The sequence below is a fragment of the Aeromonas sp. S5(2024) genome (genome assembly GCF_041403025.1).
Lineage (GTDB): Bacteria > Pseudomonadota > Gammaproteobacteria > Enterobacterales > Aeromonadaceae > Aeromonas > Aeromonas hydrophila.
The window spans coordinates 12,394-30,810 of sequence record NZ_JBGLRI010000016.1 but is presented as its reverse complement, the minus strand read 5'-3'; the positions used below and the strand labels follow the sequence as shown (position 1 = coordinate 30,810).

Genomic DNA, 18,417 nt, shown 5'->3' with positions numbered 1-18,417 from the left:
GGGCCGGCAGCCCGCCTTGAGCGCACCTTGCTTCCCTTGCGAAGCAGCCAGCGCCGGGCGCCGGCACCTAGATGAGCGCGATCTACCATGACAACCGGCGTAGCAAATGCAACGGTCCGCGGTCGCGATCAGATCCACAATCGTCTTTGGAGAAGTAAATGGGACAGAAACCATCGTTGGTGGGCGGGGCATGCATCATTGCCGGCGTCTGTGTAGGGGCCGGCATGCTGGGCTTGCCGAGTGCGGGGGCGGGCGCCTGGACCATCTGGTCGGTGCTGGCCATCACCCTGACCATGATCGTGATGACGCTCTCCGGCTGGATGCTGCTGGAGTCCTATCAGGGCTATCCGCTGCGCGTGTCGTTCGATACCGTCACCCGCGAACTGCTGGGGGAGAAGCTCAACGCCCTCAACAACCTCACCGTCTATTTCGTCGGCGGCATCCTGCTCTACGCCTACATCACCTCGGCCGGCCTCATCATCGACGGCATGACCGGCATTGGCAGCCAGTTGGGCTCAGTCCTGTTTACCCTGGGCTTCTCCGGCCTGGTGTGGCACTCCACCCGGGCGGTGGATCGCATCTCAGTAGTGTTGGTCATCGCCATGGGGCTGAGCTTCGTGTTCGGCATCTCTGGGCTGTCGCTCAACATCAAGCCGACCCTGCTGTTCGATACCCTGAGCGAGCACGCTAGTTATGCCCCCTATGCGCTGGCCATGCTGCCGGTGGCACTCACCTCGTTCGGTTATCACCACTCGGTGTCGTCCATGCGCGCCTACTACGGTGAGGAGCGCCGCGCCCGCTACGCCATCCTCGGCGGCACCGCCATCGCGCTGCTGTTCTACCTCATCTGGCTGGTGAGCGTGTTCGGCAACCTGCCGCGCAGCGAGTTCGGCCCCGTGGTGGCCCAGGGCGGCAACGTCGACGTGCTGCTCAAGGCCTTGGCCTCGGTGATCGAATCCGAGGCGGTCGCCAGCGCCCTCAACCTCTTCTCCATGGCGGCCATCCTCTCCTCCTTCATCGGGGTGGGGCTGGGGGTATTCGACTATCTGGCGGATCTATTCAAGTTCGACAACGGCCGTGGCGGCCGCGCCAAGTCGTGGGCGGCCACCTTCCTGCCGCCGTTGCTGCTCTCCCTGCTGTTCCCGTTCGGCTTCCTGATGGCCATTGGCTATGCGGGTGCCGTGGCCACCCTGTGGACCTGCATCATCCCGGCCCTGCTGGCCTGGAAGGTGCGCGCCGGCAAGGGCAAGCAAGGTGACAAACAGGAGGGCTTCCGGGCACCGGGCGGCATGCCGATGATCGCCGGCGTCTTCCTGTTCGGGGTGCTGACCGCAGCGTTTCACCTGCTCAACATGGCGGGCATGCTTCCCGTCTACACCGGCTGATACCCCGGCCTGCCCCGGCAGACTGCGACAAAAAACGGCGCCTGATGGCGCCGTTTTGCGTTCAAAATTGTGACGCAGGCAGACAGGTTGGTGCCGTTCGGACTCGCCAGTGGGATGGTGTGCACTATAGTTTGGTTCTCTTTGGAGCCAAAACAGGAGCTGGCTATGGCATGGACTATCGATGATTCGCAACCCCGCATCCTCTACAACAAGGACAAGCACGTGGCCGTGACGGCGTCGGCCATGAGCAAGTACCATGAGTGGCGCCGGGAGATAGTGCGGGGTACCGATCCCAAGAACGCTGCCGACAAGGTGGGCGACATGCACTACGAGCAGTTGAGCGGCAAGAATAAAGGGATCTACACGATCCGCCTCAGCCAGGAGCACAGGGTCGCTTTTACCATCAACAGCACCCTGCAGCAGGTGAATGTGATCAGCATAGGTGGCCATTTCCCACCGAGCTGAGTGGTCTGGTTGAGTACAAAAAGGCGCCTGATGGCGCCTTTTTTATTGGCTGGCAACCGCATCCCGAGCGGGCTGTGGTTGGCGTGGTCAGCAGTCGGTCATACGGCCCTGCTGCGGGCGAGTCAGATCGCGCCAATCTCGCTGGCGGCATGTACCAGCTGCTCCAGCTGATGATGGATCTGGCCGCGATCGAGCTGTTGCAGTGGCTGACGGCTCCAGAGTACTGGGGTCAGGCTATCCGGATCGAATGCCAGAACCGGTTTGCAGGGGTCCTGGCTGAACAGGTTCTGCGCTGCGGCTTGTGCGCTGGTAGCGGCTTCCAGGCGGGTAAACATCAGCAGGTAGTTGGCCGGATGTTCGGTCAGGTGGTAGGTTTGCTCGCCGATCTGCAGGCTGGTGACGCTCTCTTCCTGTGCTGGCATGGGGAGAGAGAGGGAAAGAAACAGCTGGTGGAGGGCGGCGTGATAGAGAGAGTTCATCGAGGGCTCCAAATTGGTGATGGTGCAATTAGAGCAGCTCACCGCTGACGACACTGTTAATGGTGGCTCTGTTTTTTTAGCTTTCCGGCCAGTTGGGTGGCGTGTCGCATTCAGTGCAAAAATCCCGACCAATCGCGATAGTCCGCCCCCATTGCCTCTCCTAGACTGAGCGCGAAACATCACGAGAAGATAAACACCATGCAGATTCAAACACATACTGGCGGCCTGCAGGCCGTCGCCCAGCACAGTGATGCTGCGGCCGGGGTTGGCAAGTTCGGCCAGCTGGATGCTCGTCAGGTTGCCACCAGTCAGGATGCCCTTCAGCTGGGCAGCCGCAGTGAACCGCAAAAAGGACAGGGGCTGCTGTCCCGTTTGGAAGCCCAGTTGGCCCGTCCGTTTGTGGCACTGAAAGAGTGGATCGGCAATCTGCTGGGGGCTCGCCCCGCGGCGCCCGCCCGCTCGGCACCGCCGGCAGACAACCTCTCCCTGGCCGACCAAAAGCGCCTGCTGCTGCAAAAGGCGTTGCCCTTTACCCTGGGTGGCCTCGATAAGGCGAGTGAGCTTAATAACATAGATGCACAGCAGCTGGGGCAGGAACATGCCCGGCTGGCGACCGGCAATGGCGCCCTGCGCTCGCTGGCAACCTCACTGAACGGGATCAAGGATGGCTCCATGCGGCAGGAGAGCCAAACCTTGGCGGCCGGGTTGCTTGAACGTCCCATCGCCGGTATCCCGCTCCAGCAGTGGGGCACGGTGGGCGGCAAGGTAACGGAGTTGATCGCCAGTGCCACCCCGGAGCAGTTACAAGAGGCGATGAGTCAACTGCACGCCGTGATGGTGGAAGTGGCCGACTTGCAGCGTGCAGTCAAGGCCGAGGTCGCCGGCGAACCGCTGCCGGCCACCACCAATGCCGGGGTTGTGGCGGCTCCACATGGGGAGGCCAAGCCTGCCGCCCGTGAAACCGTCGCCATGGCACGCCAGACCGAGGTCACCGGTTACAAGCAGGCGCTGGAGCTCATCAGCTACCAGGCCAGCTTCCTGCTGCGGGATCAGGCTTCGACCGAGGTTACCCTGAGCAGTGATGACCTCAATGCCTTGCACCAGCACATTGCCGATGGCTCCATCAATGGCTCCCATATGGCCAAGCTGCAAACCCGGGGTGATCTGCAGATCCTGCGTACATTGGCACTCTCTCTTGCGGGCGGCAGCGATGCCAATGGTGCTTCTCTGGGTAATGCACTCGACAGTCTCGCCTCGGCGCGTCCCAACCAGCGGTTGGTGCTGGGCGGCCTGATGCAGTTTGCCGGTCAGACCGATCAGGCATGGGCAGACCAGACCGCCGGCAAGCCGGAGGATCGACTCGATGCGGGGGCAAGACTGCACTTTGATACCGGCCACATGAAGGCGGAACTGGCTCGTTTTGACGACAGTGCGGCGCGACAGGTGCTGCTACAGCTGGAGGGGGATTTTGGTGATCGAGCCAAGGCCGTCTGCGACTTCGCGGTGGCGCAGGTCTCTACCTTTGCCGACAGCGAGAGCAGCCCGGAAGCCGTATTGGTCTCCCGCCTGACCCGCATGGGCAACCTGGTGGGCAGCCTGACCGACGAGCTGAAGGTGCGCCTCCAGCTGCCCGAATCAGCGCGCGGTGAGCCGACCATGATCGACTCCGTCAGCCAGCTGACCCCGCTGGAGCTGGCGGCCCTGGCCCATATCGGCGTCGAGGCCGGTTATCTCGAGTAATTGGCTCCCTACAAGGAAACTGCATGTAATAACGGACACCTCAGGGTGTCCGTTATTACATGGTGGGTAGCCCGGTTGCGGAGTTACTGCCGGTAGCGGGCGGCGGTGATGAACTGGCCGAAGGTTTCGCACCAGATGATCACGCTGTCGTAGTCGGCCGGGTTCACATCGGCAGGGAGGGGGACGATGAAGTTGTCGAAGGTCTTCACCGGCCCGATTTTCACCATCTTCTCCTTCAGACGGGCAAAGTCGGCCTCGGTCTCGACGAAGGTGGGTGACAGGTAGAGCTGGTAGTCGGGGCCGGGTGCCAGCTTGCCTATCAGGCTGATGGCATCGGGCCCGATGCTGACCTGCCCTTCGCCCCAGTGCAGCCGGTCGCTGTCTTGCAGATCCCGGCGAAAGGTGCCGTGAAAGCTGGCCTGGGCCTGCCGGGCGGCAACCAGCTCGTTGGCGGGGGCGGGTGGGGCGATCAGGATCGGCAGGGCATAGATGCCGGCCGCAAAGCCGGCTGCGCCCACCAGCAGATGGCTGGCCAGCAGCAGGGCCAGGGTTTTGCGTTGCATGACTGTCTCGGTCGTTGATTAATTGATGGCACCACCCTACCAGCAGGCCGCCGTCATGCCCAGCCCGGGATGGGGCATGACGGTGGTTGCACGGGCATCGTGTGGGCGGGTTTACTGGATGCTGACCGCCAGGGTGTGGGGCACCTGCTCGCCGCGACGGGCGGAGGCACGCATCTGATAGACCTGGATCAGGTACTTGCCGGAGGTGGGCAGGGCACCTTGCCACTGACCATCTCCATCGTTGCTGCCCAGCGCCTCGGCCTGACCGGGCTGGGCGCCGGGGGCGAAGACATTGAAGTTGGCGTTGCTGCTGCCGCCGATCTTGACCGTCATGGTCTGGCCCGCCTTGGCCACCAGGGTGTAATGGATGGTGTCATAGCCGGTGAAGCTGCCCTTGAGCTGGGCGCTGTGGGCCCCCTTGGCAAACTGCACCGGAACCGTGGTGACCTTGTCGGCAGCCTGCGCACCGGTGGCCATGGTGATGGCCAGCAGGGCGGCCTGGATTGCTCGTTTCATCATTGCACCTCGTGAAGGGGCCCTGTCACCCTGGCAGAGCCGCCCCGACAAGATATGCCCAAATCGGCGGGCTGCCTATCCGGCTCAGCGATATCGTCCCGGCCGAGTTGGCATGAACAGGTGAGATACGTGGCGACGCTGCTTCGCATGTTACAGCGCAAGGCAAGTGACGGTCGCGCGGGTTGTTAAAGCCGGGCGCAGCTGACTGACCCGGCTTGGTGTTCACTCCCTTTATCGCACGAATCAGTGCGCAGGCAGGATTAGGGGTTGAAGCTGCGGGTAATCTTCAACTGATGAATCCCACCGGAGCATTGGGAGTCATTGCCCCAGGCACTGACCGGCAGGCCGCGATCCAGCGCCAGCAGGGCCATCTCGAACATGCCCCTGCCGGGGTAATCATTCAGGTTTTTGAAGACATGGAAGCTCGTGCTGCCCTGCTCATAATTATTTTCCCATGAAATCACCACCGCATTGCCCGCGTCGGGGCCGCCACTGGCCGATTTGATATAGCCGGCATGCACATCGGTCAACATGACCCGATCAAGACACTGCACGTCTACCCGGTAAGTAGCCAAGGCACTGGTAGATAACATCAGGGTGGACAAGGCGGCCAACATAACGAACTTCTGTTTCATTATCATTCTACACATCTCCATCTGTGTTTTTTTGGTGAATGGCGGAAATTAAAATGGGGAGGTGGAAAAGGCCATGCCTATTTAATTCTGATAAGTCTGATATTGATTTTATATATTGCTTTGCAAGTGCATTGTTTGGGCCTCCTATCTTTAACTGAAAATAAGATATTGATTTTAAAAGGTTTGTTTTTGAATGTGGATGTCACCATTTTTCATCATCACGGTGATATGAAAGATGGTTGGATATATAAAACAACGCCACTTTAATGCTGCGTTGTTTATTTTTAGGTATGTCTTGGCATAAATAACAGCTTCATTGATGAGGCACAACAAGAAAAATGGACGTACAAAATATCTTTTGTGGTTATTGCTATCCATCAGCCAGCCTGCATATGAATTTGGATGATCGGTAGAGAGACAGGCTTATATTCGCGCATATTCGATGACGACTGTCGACCAAGAGAAGCCACTGGCGGGCATATCCCGTGCAGCCCTGAACAAGATGCTGTGGGCGCGATGACAATCCGATACCCTATGGCTCGGCTCTTCTTTCATCACGGGAATGGAACATGCTGATCATCTTCAGTGGTTTGCCGGGCAGTGGAAAAAGCACCATCGCGCGGGCCCTGGCCCAGCGGTTGGGCGCCGTCTACCTGCGCATTGATACCATAGAGCAGGCCATTCGTGCCGCTGAGCAGGCGGATAACGAGATGGGGCCGGCTGGTTATTTCGTTGCCTATGGGCTGGCCAGAGAGAACCTGGCACTTGGCTCGATCGTCATCACGGATTCCGTTAACCCCATCCAGCTCACCCGGGATGCTTACCACGACATCGCCCGCTCGGTCGGGGTGCCCTGTCTCGATATAGAGGTTGTCTGCTCCAACCCGAAGCTGCACCGCGAGCGGGTCGAAAACCGGACGGTGGATATCGAGGGGCTGGTATTGCCGGATTGGCAGGCGGTGATCGATCGCGACTATCAACCCTGGGACAGTGAGCGTCTGGTACTGGATAGCGCCACCCTGTCGGTAGCCCAGAGCGTGGAGCGGATCATTGTCGCGTTGGAAAAGGAATCGTAGGTTCGATTAGCGCAGCGTAATCGGACGAACGAGAGGTTTTGATTGCGGTTGTTGCCGTCAAACAGGGGGGGCCAGTCGGAGGGGGAATTCGGCTGGCCGTTATGGCGGGAGAATCCATTGACGCGAACGTCCGATTACGCCTGACGGCTAATCGAACCTACGGGCTGGCCGTAATGGCGTGAGAATCCATTGACGCGAACGTCCGATTACGCCTGGCGGCTAATCTAACCTACGAGCGTCTATAGTTGCTTCACACTCCTGATAATATTGGATAGAATGCTATAAAATTTTATTTAAGGAGTTTTTTTGTGGCACTTATTGAATTACAGAGCAGTTTTTATTTTTCCCCAAAAGCTCAGAGTGTTTTGGTTTTTGAGAATCTAATAGTAACTATCAGGAAAGTTTTAAGCACATATGTAACTTTTCAGTCACCAGCTAATATGATCCCTGTTCCTGATAATGCTCCAGCAGAGATACCGAGAGTACAAATGTTTTCTCTTGATGGAAAGGTGACAATTAATATCTCTAGATTGGCGATCACATTAACAAAAAATGTTATTGATTTAAATTCTTCAGAGGAAAAGGAAGCTTTTCATGAGTCATCAAAACGTATTGTGAGTGGGCTTCTTTATGATGGAATATCCTTCACTAGAGCAGGGTTTGTGTATCGTCATGTGTTGAGCGATATACAACCATCTAAGTTTATTCATGATAAATACATAAATAAAAGCATTCGTGAAAATGGGCTGATTGAAGCATCAATAAATCTTGTGTATAGAAAAAAAGCATCAAACTTCCCATACAATGAAATAACAAACATATCTAATTCAGTTGTTAACCAAGATAAGCAAAGTTTTTTCTTCATGCGTGATTTTAATACTGCGCATGATGAGTTTGTAAATGTCACACCTACAGTTATAGATGAGTTGATTCATATTGCAGATAATTCAATGAGCAAGGATGATATTATTTCCTAAATACTCTGCAATAGCTCATAGACTAGGTTGGTAATCAATCGATGGATAAAGATAAAGATAAAGATAAAGATAAAGACAAGGATAGAGACAATAATATCAATGATGTTCCTGTGGGAGGTGGTGGGGCATCAAGCTATGTCTTCAGTTATCCAAATTCTTATAATACCTCCTTTCTGCAGGGAGGTGTGCCTGTAAAAAACAATGATAATGTTGGTAGTAGTACAATAGCGTCGGCATCGTCGGCATCGTCGGCATCGTCGGCATCGTCGGCATCGTCGGCATCGTCGGCATCGTCGGCATCGTCGGCATCGTCGGCATCGTCGGCATCGTCGGTATCTTCGGTATCTTCGGTATCTTCGGTATCTTCGGTATCTTCGGTATCTTCGAAGGATAATAACTTAACCGATACAGTCGCACTTTCGGCAGCTATAAATGCATTGAAAGAAGATATTAAAAAAGTAGAATCAGAGGTCATTGATAAAGCTCAAAAAAGTGAAAGATCATTTAAAGACATTGTTGATCAAAAGGGAGGCGAAATACTCTCAAATGTAAAAAAAGAAACAGATAACGTCAAGTCTTCAATATTGTCATCAATCTCTCTTTTTGTCGGTTTTTTTGCCTTTTTATCTGTTAATGTTACAGTCTATTCAAAGGTTGATACTGTATACCAAGCATTTATTTTGCTCTTCTCAAGTCTGCTATGTATCCTTTTCTTTGTGTATGGTACTATTTTTGTCGTAAAGCATGAGAATATCCTTTCTGGCCTTAATAAGGCTATCATCATATGCGTTCTAGTTGTTAGCTTGATATTTTCAATATGTAATTTATTTTATTCCTCATTCATTAGGAATGAAGCGCAAAAACTTTATTCTGATAAAGTTGATTTTATTTGGCATGGGAAGGTGCCTGATGAGAGTTATTTTTCATGCTGTGAAAAATGAAAATATATTTTCTTTTCAAGGTTATGCTCCTTTGGAGACCTAATTTTTATTAGGTGTGCTATTTACTGTCGCACATTTTTTTAATTCTCTATACATTCAATCCATTAAAGATAGACGGTAATGTTATCTTTATAATAATGATTTTTTAAATTTAAAATGGCAGGTAATTTAAGTCATGCATCCATATTGTATGTAACAACTAAACCATTAAGTGATTTCAATAATAATATAAATTTGTCTAGGTCTTAATCACTCCGATGACTCGATGACTCGGGAGCAGTAGTTTAGAGACTACATAGTGTGTGGTTGTTAGTGAGAACTGCGGAACGATAGATAGAAATAGAAAGGCGCCAAAGGGCGCCTTTCTTCTCAATCCGTGACTTCGTTTTTACTGCAGCAGGGAGATATCCGCGACTTGCAAGAACAGGTTGCGCAGGTTGTTCAGCAGCGCCAGACGGTTGGCCTTGAGGGCTTCGTCGTCGGCCATCACCATCACCTCGTTGAAGAAGGTGTCGACCGGCTCGCGCAGGGCGGCCAGACGGGTGAGGGCAGCCTGATAGTCACCGGCGGCGAACAGCGGGGCCAGTTCGGCTTGCAGTTCGGCAACCTGGGTGGCCAGCGCCTTCTCGGCGGCATCGACCAGCAGTTCCGGTTTGACGGCAGTCGGCAATTCGCCTTCAACCTTGGCCAGAATGTTGCTCACGCGCTTGTTGGCGGCAGCCAGTGCCAGTGCGGCATCCAGCGTGCGGAAGTGGCTGACGGCCTTGACGCGGCGATCGAAGTCGAGCGGACGGGTCGGACGGCGGGCCAGTACGGCCAGCACCACGTCGGCACCGATGCCTTCGTCCTGATAGGCGGCGCGGAAGCGACCCAGCATAAAGTCGACCACGTCGGTGACGACGGTTTTGTTGGTCAGCTTGTCGCCGTAGACGCGTACCGCTTCTTCAACCAGTTCAACCAGATCCAGATCCAGCTGCTTCTCGGTCATGATACGCAGGGCACCGATGGCGGCGCGACGCAGGGCGAACGGGTCCTTGTCACCCTTCGGCAGCATGCCGATGCCGAAGATACCGGCCAGGGTGTCGAACTTGTCGGCCAGCGCAACGGCGCAGGCAACCAGACCGGACGGCAGGGCATCACCGGCAAAGCGCGGCATGTACTGCTCGTTGAGGGCCACGGCCACTGCTTCGTCTTCGCCATCGTGACGGGCGTAGTGCATCCCCATGACACCCTGGGTGTCGGTGAACTCGCCGACCATGTTGGTCATCAGGTCACACTTGGAGAGCAGGCCGGCACGCTTGGCCTGAGCCACGTCGGCGCCGATACGCTCGGCGATAAAGCCGGCGACGGTCTCGATGCGCTCGACCTTGGCCTTGACGGTGCCCAGCTGTTGCTGGAACAGCACGGTTTCAAGGCGCGGCAGGCGGGAGGCCAGAGTCTGCTTGAGGTCGGTCTTGAAGAAGAACTCGGCGTCTGAGAGACGGGGGCGAACCACCTTCTCGTTGCCGCTGATGATCTGGCTCGGGTCTTTGGACTCGATGTTGGTGACGAAGATGAACTTCGGCAGCAGCTTGCCGTGCTTGTCGTAGACCGGGAAGTACTTCTGGTCACCCTTCATGGTGTGCACCAGCGCTTCAGCCGGCACGGCCAGGAACTTCTCTTCAAAGTTGGCGGTCAGCACCACCGGCCACTCGACCAGTGCGGTCACTTCTTCCAGCAGGGCGTCGTCCAGATCGGCCACACCACCGAAGGCGGCAGCGGCCGCTTCGGCGTCAGCCTTGATCTTGGCCTTGCGGGCCATAAAGTCGGCAATCACCATGCCGCGCTCCTGCAGGATCTGCGGGTACTGGCTGGCGTTGTCGATGGTGAACTCGCTCTCGCCCATGAAGCGGTGACCGCGGATGGTGCGGGCAGAGTCGATACCCAGAATGTGGGCGGGAACCAGCTCGCCATCCAGCAGCAGGGTCACGGTGAAGACCGGACGCACGAACTGGATGGTCTTGTCGCCCCAGCGCATCATCTTCGGGATCGGCAGCTTGGCCAGTGCTTGGCTAACCAGCTCGCCCAGCAGATCGACGGCCGGGCGGCCTTCGACCTTGGCGGTGTGGACCAGCCACTCGCCCTTGTCGGTGACCAGACGCTCGGCCTGTTCAACGGTGATGCCGTTGCCACGGGCCCAGCCTTCGGCAGCCTTGGTTGGCTTGCCTTCGGCATCGAACGCCTGGGCCACGGCCGGGCCGCGTTTCTCGACGCTCTTGCTCGGCTGTTCGCCGGCCAGCGCGTGCACCTTCAGCGCCAGACGGCGCGGTGAGGCGAACCACTCGACGTCGCCAAAGGCCAGATCGGCCTTGGTCAGTTCGCTCTTGAGGTTGTCGGCAAAGGCTTCGGCCAGGGAGCGCAGGGCTTTGGGCGGGAGCTCAGCAGTACCGATCTCTACCAGAAATGTATGTTGTGCCATGTCCGTTCCTTAACCTTGCTTGTTCTCACTGCGCTGACACATAGGGAAGCCCAGCGCTTCGCGGGAGGCGTAGTATGCCTCTGCCACGGCCTTGGTCAGGGTGCGAATGCGCAGGATGTAGCGCTGACGCTCGGTGACCGAGATGGCCTTGCGGGCATCCAGCAGGTTGAAGGAGTGAGCGGCTTTGAGGATGCGCTCGTAGGCAGGCAGCGGCAGCGGTTTTTCCAGTGCCAGCAGGTTCTGGGCTTCCTTCTCGTACTGCTCGAAGCAGTGGAACAGGAACTCCACATCGGCGTGTTCGAAGTTGTAGGTGGATTGCTCCACTTCGTTCTGGTGGAACACGTCGCCGTAGGTGGTCTTGCCCAGCGGGCCGTCAGACCAGACCAGATCGTAGACGCTGTCCACGCCCTGAATGTACATGGCCAGACGCTCGAGACCGTAGGTGATCTCGCCGGTGACCGGCTTGCACTCGAGGCCGCCAACCTGCTGGAAGTAGGTGAACTGGGTCACTTCCATGCCGTTCAGCCACACTTCCCAGCCCAGACCCCAGGCACCCAGTGTCGGGTTTTCCCAGTTATCTTCCACGAAGCGGATGTCGTGGATCTCGGGATCCATGCCCAGCTCTTTCAGGGAGCCCAGATAGAGTTCCTGAATGTTGTCGGGGGAAGGCTTGATGATCACCTGGAACTGGTAGTAGTGCTGCAGGCGGTTCGGGTTTTCACCGTAGCGGCCGTCAGTCGGACGGCGGGACGGTTGCACGTAGGCGCAGGCGATGGGCTCGGGGCCCAGGGCGCGCAGGCAGGTCATGGGGTGAGAAGTACCGGCACCCACTTCCATATCCAGCGGCTGAATGATGGTACAGCCCTGGCGGGACCAATAGTCCTGCAGCTGCAGGATCAGGCCCTGAAAGGTTTTGACATCGAATTTTTGCATAATTTTTTTCGCGCGAAATGAAATCAGAGCAAGATTTGCTGAATGTGAACCGAAGGAGTATACCGTCTGGCATGGTCGGATAATAGGCGAAATTACAGCGGATTAATGTGATGGCGCTGCGCCGGGCCTGGGCGGGAGGGGTTGTCGGCACTCCCACGCCCGGGTTGGCATCGACCCCGGGGATTGGATGAAATGACAGGAGAGAGGAAATGGAGTTGCGTTGCGCCTGGGTGACCAAGGACCCGGAATACATCGAATACCATGACAAACAGTGGGGCAGGCCGGTCCATGACTCGCGCGAGCTGTTTGCCAAGCTCTGCCTCGACGGCCAGCAGGCGGGGCTGTCGTGGATCACCATCTTGAAACGCACCGAGAGCTACCATCGCGCCTATGCCGACTTCGATCCGGTGCGCATCGCGCAGTTCGACGAGCAGGATGTGGAGCGGCTGATGCAGGATACCGGTATCATCCGCAACCGGCTCAAGGTGCAGTCGATCATCAAAAATGCCCGCGCCTATCTGGCGCTGGAGGCCGAAGGCGTCGACTTTGTCGATTATCTGTGGGGCTTCGTGGGCGGCGCCCCCATCGTCAACCAGCGCCAGGGCAACGGCGACATTCCGGCGACCTCAGCGGAGTCGGATGCCATGTCCAGGGCGCTCAAGAAGCGTGGCTTCACCTTCGTCGGCAGCACCATCTGCTACGCCTTCATGCAGGCGGTGGGGATGGTGAACGATCATCTGGTGACCTGCCCCTGCCACACCGAGTGCCAGCAGGGGCCTGCGTGCCAATAAACCGGGCGCAAGGTAAAAGAGAAGGGAGGCTGATGCCTCCCTTTTGCATATCGGCATGTCGTTCGCCATGGGGCTGTCAGGCGATCCCGGCCTGACGCAGCGTGCCTGAGTACTGTTTGTCGACCTTGGAGATGTGGTTGAGCAGCCAGTTCTTGAGAAACACCAGCAGCTCCATGTTGAACTCCTCGTCGTCCGTGCCGTTGCGCTGCATCAGGGTGTCGAGCTCGGCCAGCAGCCGGGCGTGTTCCTGCTTGTGGCGGCGCAGCTCGGGGTAGCCCGCCTGCTCCATCACGCGCTCCTCGTCAGCGAAGTGCTGGGTGGCGAGCTTGAGCAGCTCGTCGAGCCGCTGTTTGCGCAGCTGGGACGGGCTCTTGTCGAGCACCGCCTGGTAGAGCCGGTTCATCGCCTCGAACAAGCCCAGATGCTGGCTGTCCATGCTGGGCACCTGCACCATGAAGGCCTCGTTCCAGTGCAGCAGCTCTTGATCCTGGCTGGCAGAGCCAGCCTTGCTGACGTCGAACTGATCGCTGATGAGGCCGATCTCCTCGTTGGCCTGGTTCATGTCCCGGGTGTGGCTGCGGCTCTGGCGCGCCAGCTCCAGACATTCGCGGGCAATGCTGGCGACCTCCATCACATTGCGGTTGGTCTCTTCGGTGACCTGGGCCTGCTGGCCGGTGGCGGTGGCGATGTGGCCGTTCATGTCGTTGACCCGGGTGATGGCTTCGACGATGGCGGTCAGGGTCTCGCCGGTACCCGCCGCCTGGTTGACCGCCTGTTCGCTCACGTTGCGGGTGGTGTGCATGGTGGTCACCGCGTGGCGGGTGTTGTGCTGTAGCGCCTCGATACGCTGCTGGATGTCGACGGTGGCGGCCTGAGTGCGGGTCGCCAGCTGGCGTACCTCGTCGGCCACCACCGCAAAGCCGCGACCCTGCTCACCGGCCCGGGCCGCCTCGATGGCGGCGTTGAGCGCCAGCAGGTTGGTCTGTTCCGAGATGGTGCGGATCACCTGCAGGATGTTGCCGATCTGGGTGCTCTCCTGATCCAGCTGGGTCACCTCCCCGGCGGATTGCTCGATGTGGTCGGCCACCTGCCGGATCAGAGAGATGGTCTGGCTCACCTGCCGCTGACCGTCGTGGGCCTGCTGCTGGGTGAGCAGGGTATCCTGGCTGGCCTGCTCGGTGTTGTGCTCGATGTTGTGAACGGTGGCAGTCATCTCGTTGATGGCGGTCGCCAGCATGTCGGTGTTCTGCTGGGCCTGCTGCATGCTGCTGAGGGTGCTGCCGGAGTGCGACATCAGCAGGGCCATCTTGTCATGGGTCTTGCGCGAAACCTGCTGCACGGTACCGATCAGGCTGTCGATATTGCCGAGGAAGCGGTTGAACACCTCCGCCAGATAGGCGAACTCGTCCTTGCCCTGGCTGTGCAGCCGGAAGGTGAGGTTGTGGCTGTGATTGGCCAGTTCGACCAGCTGACCCATCAGATGTTGCAGCGGGCCGACGGTCTTGAAGTAGATGAGCAGCAGCATCAACAGGATGATGGCCAGGCTGACGGCCAGCTGCAGCAGGTCCTGATGCTGCAGGGCCTCGCTCTGGCCGCGGATATCCTGCTCCCGCTGCTGGAACTGGTGCTGCTGCTGCTCCAGCACCGCTTCGACCTGGCTGGCGATATTGTCGGTGAGGGCGTCAAACCCTTCGGTCGGCTGCTTCATCAGCTGGTTGCCGGCCTCGCGCCCCTCCTTGAGATAGATGTCCACCATCCGCTTGCCGATCTCCAGCTGGCGGGCCAGCAGCGGGGTGAGCGGCGCCTTCAGCTGCGGCAGCCGCTCCAGCAACTGGCGGGCCGCCTGGGCATGCTGTTCGGCCTCGCCGATGGAGTCCATCTCGCCGGAGACGGCGGCATCGGTCAGGAACTGCTGGACCTGGGTGGTGTGATAACGCAGCTCCTGCAGGGCGATCTGCTCGTTGGCGCTGATGATGAGCTGGTTGGGCAGCTCGCCGAGGCGGGCGGTCAGGCTGCTGCGCCAGAGCCCGCCCAGCGCCATGGTGATCAGAATGATGAGGCTGGCACTCAGCAGCAGGTGCCGGATCGAGACGTTGCGAAGCAGTGCGGACATGAGAGACCTCGAACTCCTGTTGATAGTGCATTCAATAGTAGCCAAAGGGGGCGCATTTTGGTCCGCTGAACAAGGAGATAGGTCACAGTTATGAGCTTGATCCGGCTACCGGTTCAGGCGGCATCCAGCCGGCCTGCGGATACTGAGGGGTGGGCAGAGAGGAGCGTGATGTTGATAACGTCACACCTTGGCACACCTCTGGGGTAGAATGCGCCCTCTTTGGATTTGAGTCGGTTTTTTTAGAGGTTTTTCATGCATTTCAAGACACTTGTTCCCGCCGTTGCCCTGCTCGTAGCCCTGACCGGCTGTACCACCAACCCCTACACTGGCGAATCCCAGACCTCCAAGGGCGCCTGGGGCGCGCTGGCTGGCGCGGCCACTGGCGCCGCCGTGGGCGCGCTCTCCTCCAGCAAGGGTGACCGCAAGAAGGGGATCCTGACCGGCGTGGCCGCCGGTGCTGCTCTGGGTGGTGGTATCGGCTACTACATGGACGTGCAGGAAGCCAAGCTGCGCGAGAAGCTGCAAGGCACCGGTGTCAGCGTGACCCGCAACGGTGACCAGCTGATCCTCAACATGCCGAACAACGTCACCTTCGACAGCTCCAGCGCCCAGCTGAAAGCGGCCGGTGCCAACACCCTGTCCGGCGTGGCCATGGTGGTCGGTGAGTTCGACAAGACCCGCCTGAACGTGGTCGGTCACACCGACAGCACTGGTTCCCGCGAGCTGAACATGAAGCTCTCCGCCCAGCGCGCCGATGCCGTCGCCGCCCAGTTGATCGGCCAGGGTGTGAGCGGCAGCCGTATCTCCACCAGCGGCGTGGGCCCGGATCAGCCGGTAGCCACCAACAGCACCGCCGAAGGCAAGGCCCAGAACCGTCGGGTGACCATCACCCTGACCCCGACCGCCTAAGCGGTCCGGTTCGTAGCCATGAAAAAGGCCCCGCCAGCGATGGCGGGGCCTTTTGCTATTCGGCGTTGTGGGCAATGGCACCTTGTTCTTTGCGCCCTTCTCCCCTTGTGGGAGAAGGGCGGGGATGAGGGGGATAGCTGCCTCTTAGACTGCCGCCGTCAGCTGCACTTCGACCTTGTAGCCTTCGTGGGCCAGACGGGCTTGTACGCATGCTCTGACCGGCGCTGTGCCAGCCGGGATCCAGGCATCCCACTGCTCGTTGAAGGCCGCGATGTCCGCAATGTCCTTGAGATAGATGTTGGCCATCAGGATCTTGTCGACGCCGGAGCCGTTGGCTTCCAGCAGGCGCTGCAGGCTCTCCAGCACTTCACGGGTCTGCTGGTGAATATCGGCGGTCTCGGTGGCGGGTACTTCCACCACGTAGAGGGTGCCGTTGTGAATGACCACGTCAGACCAACGCTGGGTGGTGCCGATTCGGGTAATGGCTGGCATGGATTGCTCCGGTGTTGGGGCTCACTGACCCTTGCGGATCAGATAGCGGTAAGGGGCCTGCTCTGTCTCGCTGGCGACCAGGGTGTGATCCATGAAGCGGCAGAAACTGGGGATGTCGCGGGTGGTTGAGGGGTCGTCGGCACTGACCAGCAGGGTCTCCCCGTCAGCCATCAGCCGCACTTTTTTACGAACCATCATCACTGGCTCGGGGCAACGAAGCCCGATTGCGTCCAACTCGTGAGTCGCGTCGCAGAATAAAGCACTCATCAATAATCAACCTTCAACCAAATCAGCTGCCAATGATACTCACGGCGAAAAAATAATCAAATCACTCCGGCAACTGGCAGCATATGTAACCAAAGTTTTATCTGGGCCTACCCACTCCCCGCCGTATGAGTAATATAAAAATTGAACCATATTCAACAAGGAGGTGTGAATATGCAGGTCTCCTACGGCAGATTACAAGCCTACGCAGGCATGGGGTTCTTGTCTTTCGCCATGATAGTGATGGGCAGCCCGATCGGTAACACCGGCACCTGGTTCGGTTCCATGGTGATGATCGGACTGGGGCTCTGGATCGAGCTCAGCGATTACTACGACGAGGATGAGGACGAAAACGATCAATCCTGACCCCAATACTTTCACAACGACAAAGGCGGATATCTCATCCGCCTTTGTCGTTTCTGGCCGCAGCGAAAAGCGTCAGCGGGTCGAGCGCATGGCCCGCTCCAGATGCAGCGCTGTCTGCTGCGGGTTGGCTCTGGGGTCGTTGAAGAAGTTGCTCAGCACATCCATGATCGCCTGGCGCATGTTGGTCGGCGTCGCCATCCCCTCCGCCATGCTGGGCAGCAGGTTGCCCTCCCGCTCCGCCAGCAGAAAATCCTGATAGGAGCGGATGGCGCAGCGGTCGAACTTGCTCATGTCCGGCTTGGTCAGCGCCGGTATCGAACCTTTCACCCGGTTGAACTCTTGCTGGAAGCGCGGCGTCATCAGCAGCTGGGCCAGCTCGCCCTGGGCCTGCAGCTGGGCGGGATCCCGCTGCTTGAACATGGCGATGGAGTCGAGGTTGTAGCTGAACAGGTTGGCACTGCCGGGGCTCGGCAGGCACTCGATATCCTCGCCGGGCCGGTAGTTGCCGGCGCTCAGCTCGCCCTTCACCCAGTCCCCCATGATCTGCATGGCGGCGCCGCCGCTCTCCAGCAGGTTGGTGGCCTGGTGCCACTTCAGGCCGGCGTATTTCTCCGGCACATAGCCGCGCAGCTGCTGAAAGCGGGTCAGCACCCGCACCATGTCGGGGCCGGTCAGGGTGGCGCTGTCCTGCTCCACGAAGGCTTTGCGGTAGAACGCCTTGCCCCCTTCACCGAGTGCCACCGTTTCGAACAGCACCGCCAGCTGCCAGGGCTCGTTGCCGATGGCGAGCGGGGTGATCCCTTGCTGTTTGAGCCGATCGGCCACGGTCACGAACTGGGCCCAGCTGGTGGGCGGCGTCAGCTTGTTGCGCTCGAAGATCTTGCGGTTGAGCCACAGCCAGTTGACCCGGTGGATGCCGGTCGGCACCGCCATCAGGGCACCGTTCTGGCTGAGGGTCTCCCGCACCATGGGCGGCAGCTGGGGATACCAGCCGAGGTGTTCGGCCATGGGGGTGAGATCGCGCAGGAAGCCGAGCCCGGCCCACTCCCGCAACTCGAACCCCTTGAGGTGGGCCGCCTCCGGCGGATTGGCCGCCAGTGCCCGACTTTTCAGCACCGTCATGGCGCTCTTGCCGCCGCCCCCCTGCACCGCGAAGTCGTTCCACTGGTTGCCCTGCTCGGTCCACTCGGACTTGAGCACTTCCACCGCCCTGGCCTCGCCGCCGGAGGTCCACCAGTGCAGTACTTCCACCTGGGAGGCGCTTACAGGCAGGGAGAGCAGGGCGATGACAGAAAAAGACAACCACTTCATAAG

The 18,417-nt window shown here is 58.4% G+C and carries 19 protein-coding genes; 9 read left to right on the top strand and 10 right to left on the bottom strand.

The genetic code is table 11. From position 1 onward, the window contains the following. Positions 1–158: 158 nt before the first annotated feature. The gene (locus tag ACB032_RS21400; RefSeq protein ID WP_041218429.1) at positions 159–1,385 is read left to right on the top strand and encodes an aromatic amino acid transporter; all 1,227 of its coding nucleotides are present in this window, start codon (positions 159–161) and stop codon (positions 1,383–1,385) included. A gap of 165 nt (positions 1,386–1,550) precedes the next feature. Next, positions 1,551–1,850: a hypothetical protein gene (locus ACB032_RS21395; protein ID WP_017410841.1), complete on the top strand. Its 300-nt coding sequence runs from the start codon at positions 1,551–1,553 to the stop codon at positions 1,848–1,850. A gap of 122 nt (positions 1,851–1,972) precedes the next feature. Here ACB032_RS21395 and ACB032_RS21390 read toward each other — a convergent pair whose 3' ends face one another. Then, positions 1,973–2,329, bottom strand: a complete 357-nt coding sequence (locus tag ACB032_RS21390) for a CesT family type III secretion system chaperone (RefSeq protein WP_029302611.1) — start codon at positions 2,327–2,329, stop codon at positions 1,973–1,975. A 198-nt stretch (positions 2,330–2,527) separates the two neighbouring features. Here ACB032_RS21390 and ACB032_RS21385 point away from each other — a divergent pair, with 198 nt between their 5' ends. Further along, positions 2,528–4,069 carry an AexT-like T3SS ADP-ribosyltransferase toxin gene (locus tag ACB032_RS21385; RefSeq protein WP_371138720.1) on the top strand — a complete coding sequence of 514 codons (1,542 nt, stop codon included), beginning with the start codon at positions 2,528–2,530 and terminating at the stop codon, positions 4,067–4,069. 83 nt (positions 4,070–4,152) lie between these two features. On the opposite strand, the gene ACB032_RS21380 is transcribed toward ACB032_RS21385, so the two are convergent. From ACB032_RS21380 to ACB032_RS21370, 3 genes are all read right to left on the bottom strand, one after another. After that, on the bottom strand, positions 4,153–4,632 hold the full coding sequence (locus ACB032_RS21380) for a DM13 domain-containing protein (RefSeq protein WP_371138719.1): 480 nt from the start codon (positions 4,630–4,632) through the stop codon (positions 4,153–4,155). A gap of 111 nt (positions 4,633–4,743) precedes the next feature. Further along, a complete protein-coding gene (locus ACB032_RS21375; protein ID WP_371138738.1) occupies positions 4,744–5,148 on the bottom strand; it encodes a g-type lysozyme inhibitor in 405 nt (134 codons plus the stop codon). Between the two features lie 260 nt (positions 5,149–5,408). Further along, on the bottom strand, positions 5,409–5,789 hold the full coding sequence (locus tag ACB032_RS21370) for a hypothetical protein (protein ID WP_371138718.1): 381 nt from the start codon (positions 5,787–5,789) through the stop codon (positions 5,409–5,411). A gap of 563 nt (positions 5,790–6,352) precedes the next feature. Between ACB032_RS21370 and ACB032_RS21365 the strand changes: the two genes are divergently transcribed. The 3 genes from ACB032_RS21365 to ACB032_RS21355 all read left to right on the top strand — a co-directional run bounded on the left by ACB032_RS21365 (position 6,353) and on the right by ACB032_RS21355 (position 8,777). Next, entirely contained in the window at positions 6,353–6,859 is a 507-nt protein-coding gene (locus ACB032_RS21365) for an AAA family ATPase (RefSeq protein ID WP_371138717.1), read from the top strand. A gap of 308 nt (positions 6,860–7,167) precedes the next feature. After that, positions 7,168–7,836 (top strand): hypothetical protein, encoded by a 669-nt coding sequence (locus ACB032_RS21360; protein WP_371138716.1) that lies wholly within the window; start codon positions 7,168–7,170, stop codon positions 7,834–7,836. 41 nt (positions 7,837–7,877) lie between these two features. Beyond that, positions 7,878–8,777: a hypothetical protein gene (locus tag ACB032_RS21355; protein ID WP_371138715.1), complete on the top strand. Its 900-nt coding sequence runs from the start codon at positions 7,878–7,880 to the stop codon at positions 8,775–8,777. A 388-nt stretch (positions 8,778–9,165) separates the two neighbouring features. Here ACB032_RS21355 and glyS read toward each other — a convergent pair whose 3' ends face one another. Together glyS and glyQ are read right to left on the bottom strand one after the other, a co-directional pair. After that, positions 9,166–11,235 carry a glycine--tRNA ligase subunit beta gene (glyS, locus tag ACB032_RS21350; RefSeq protein WP_371138714.1) on the bottom strand — a complete coding sequence of 690 codons (2,070 nt, stop codon included), beginning with the start codon at positions 11,233–11,235 and terminating at the stop codon, positions 9,166–9,168. A gap of 9 nt (positions 11,236–11,244) precedes the next feature. Beyond that, a complete protein-coding gene (gene glyQ / locus ACB032_RS21345; RefSeq protein WP_005339464.1) occupies positions 11,245–12,168 on the bottom strand; it encodes a glycine--tRNA ligase subunit alpha in 924 nt (307 codons plus the stop codon). Positions 12,169–12,377: 209 nt separating this feature from the next. Here glyQ and ACB032_RS21340 point away from each other — a divergent pair, with 209 nt between their 5' ends. Next, positions 12,378–12,959, top strand: coding sequence for a DNA-3-methyladenine glycosylase I (locus ACB032_RS21340; RefSeq protein ID WP_259232467.1), 582 nt, complete (start codon positions 12,378–12,380; stop codon positions 12,957–12,959). A 76-nt stretch (positions 12,960–13,035) separates the two neighbouring features. On the opposite strand, the gene ACB032_RS21335 is transcribed toward ACB032_RS21340, so the two are convergent. Then, a complete protein-coding gene (locus ACB032_RS21335; protein WP_371138713.1) occupies positions 13,036–15,072 on the bottom strand; it encodes a bacteriohemerythrin in 2,037 nt (678 codons plus the stop codon). 252 nt (positions 15,073–15,324) lie between these two features. Between ACB032_RS21335 and ACB032_RS21330 the strand changes: the two genes are divergently transcribed. Continuing rightward, on the top strand, positions 15,325–15,981 hold the full coding sequence (locus ACB032_RS21330) for an OmpA family lipoprotein (RefSeq protein WP_371138712.1): 657 nt from the start codon (positions 15,325–15,327) through the stop codon (positions 15,979–15,981). A gap of 144 nt (positions 15,982–16,125) precedes the next feature. Here ACB032_RS21330 and ACB032_RS21325 read toward each other — a convergent pair whose 3' ends face one another. Both ACB032_RS21325 and tusA read right to left on the bottom strand, forming a co-directional pair. Further along, entirely contained in the window at positions 16,126–16,473 is a 348-nt protein-coding gene (locus tag ACB032_RS21325; RefSeq protein WP_045528576.1) for a RidA family protein, read from the bottom strand. A gap of 21 nt (positions 16,474–16,494) precedes the next feature. Continuing rightward, positions 16,495–16,740 (bottom strand): sulfurtransferase TusA, encoded by a 246-nt coding sequence (gene tusA, locus ACB032_RS21320; protein ID WP_005307416.1) that lies wholly within the window; start codon positions 16,738–16,740, stop codon positions 16,495–16,497. Between the two features lie 171 nt (positions 16,741–16,911). Between tusA and ACB032_RS21315 the strand changes: the two genes are divergently transcribed. Then, the gene (locus ACB032_RS21315; protein ID WP_005307420.1) at positions 16,912–17,103 is read left to right on the top strand and encodes a hypothetical protein; all 192 of its coding nucleotides are present in this window, start codon (positions 16,912–16,914) and stop codon (positions 17,101–17,103) included. 72 nt (positions 17,104–17,175) lie between these two features. Here the strand turns inward: ACB032_RS21315 and ACB032_RS21310 are convergent, their stop codons facing one another. Then, positions 17,176–18,414 carry an ABC transporter substrate-binding protein gene (locus ACB032_RS21310; RefSeq protein ID WP_041218421.1) on the bottom strand — a complete coding sequence of 413 codons (1,239 nt, stop codon included), beginning with the start codon at positions 18,412–18,414 and terminating at the stop codon, positions 17,176–17,178. Between the last annotated feature and the right edge of the window lie 3 nt (positions 18,415–18,417).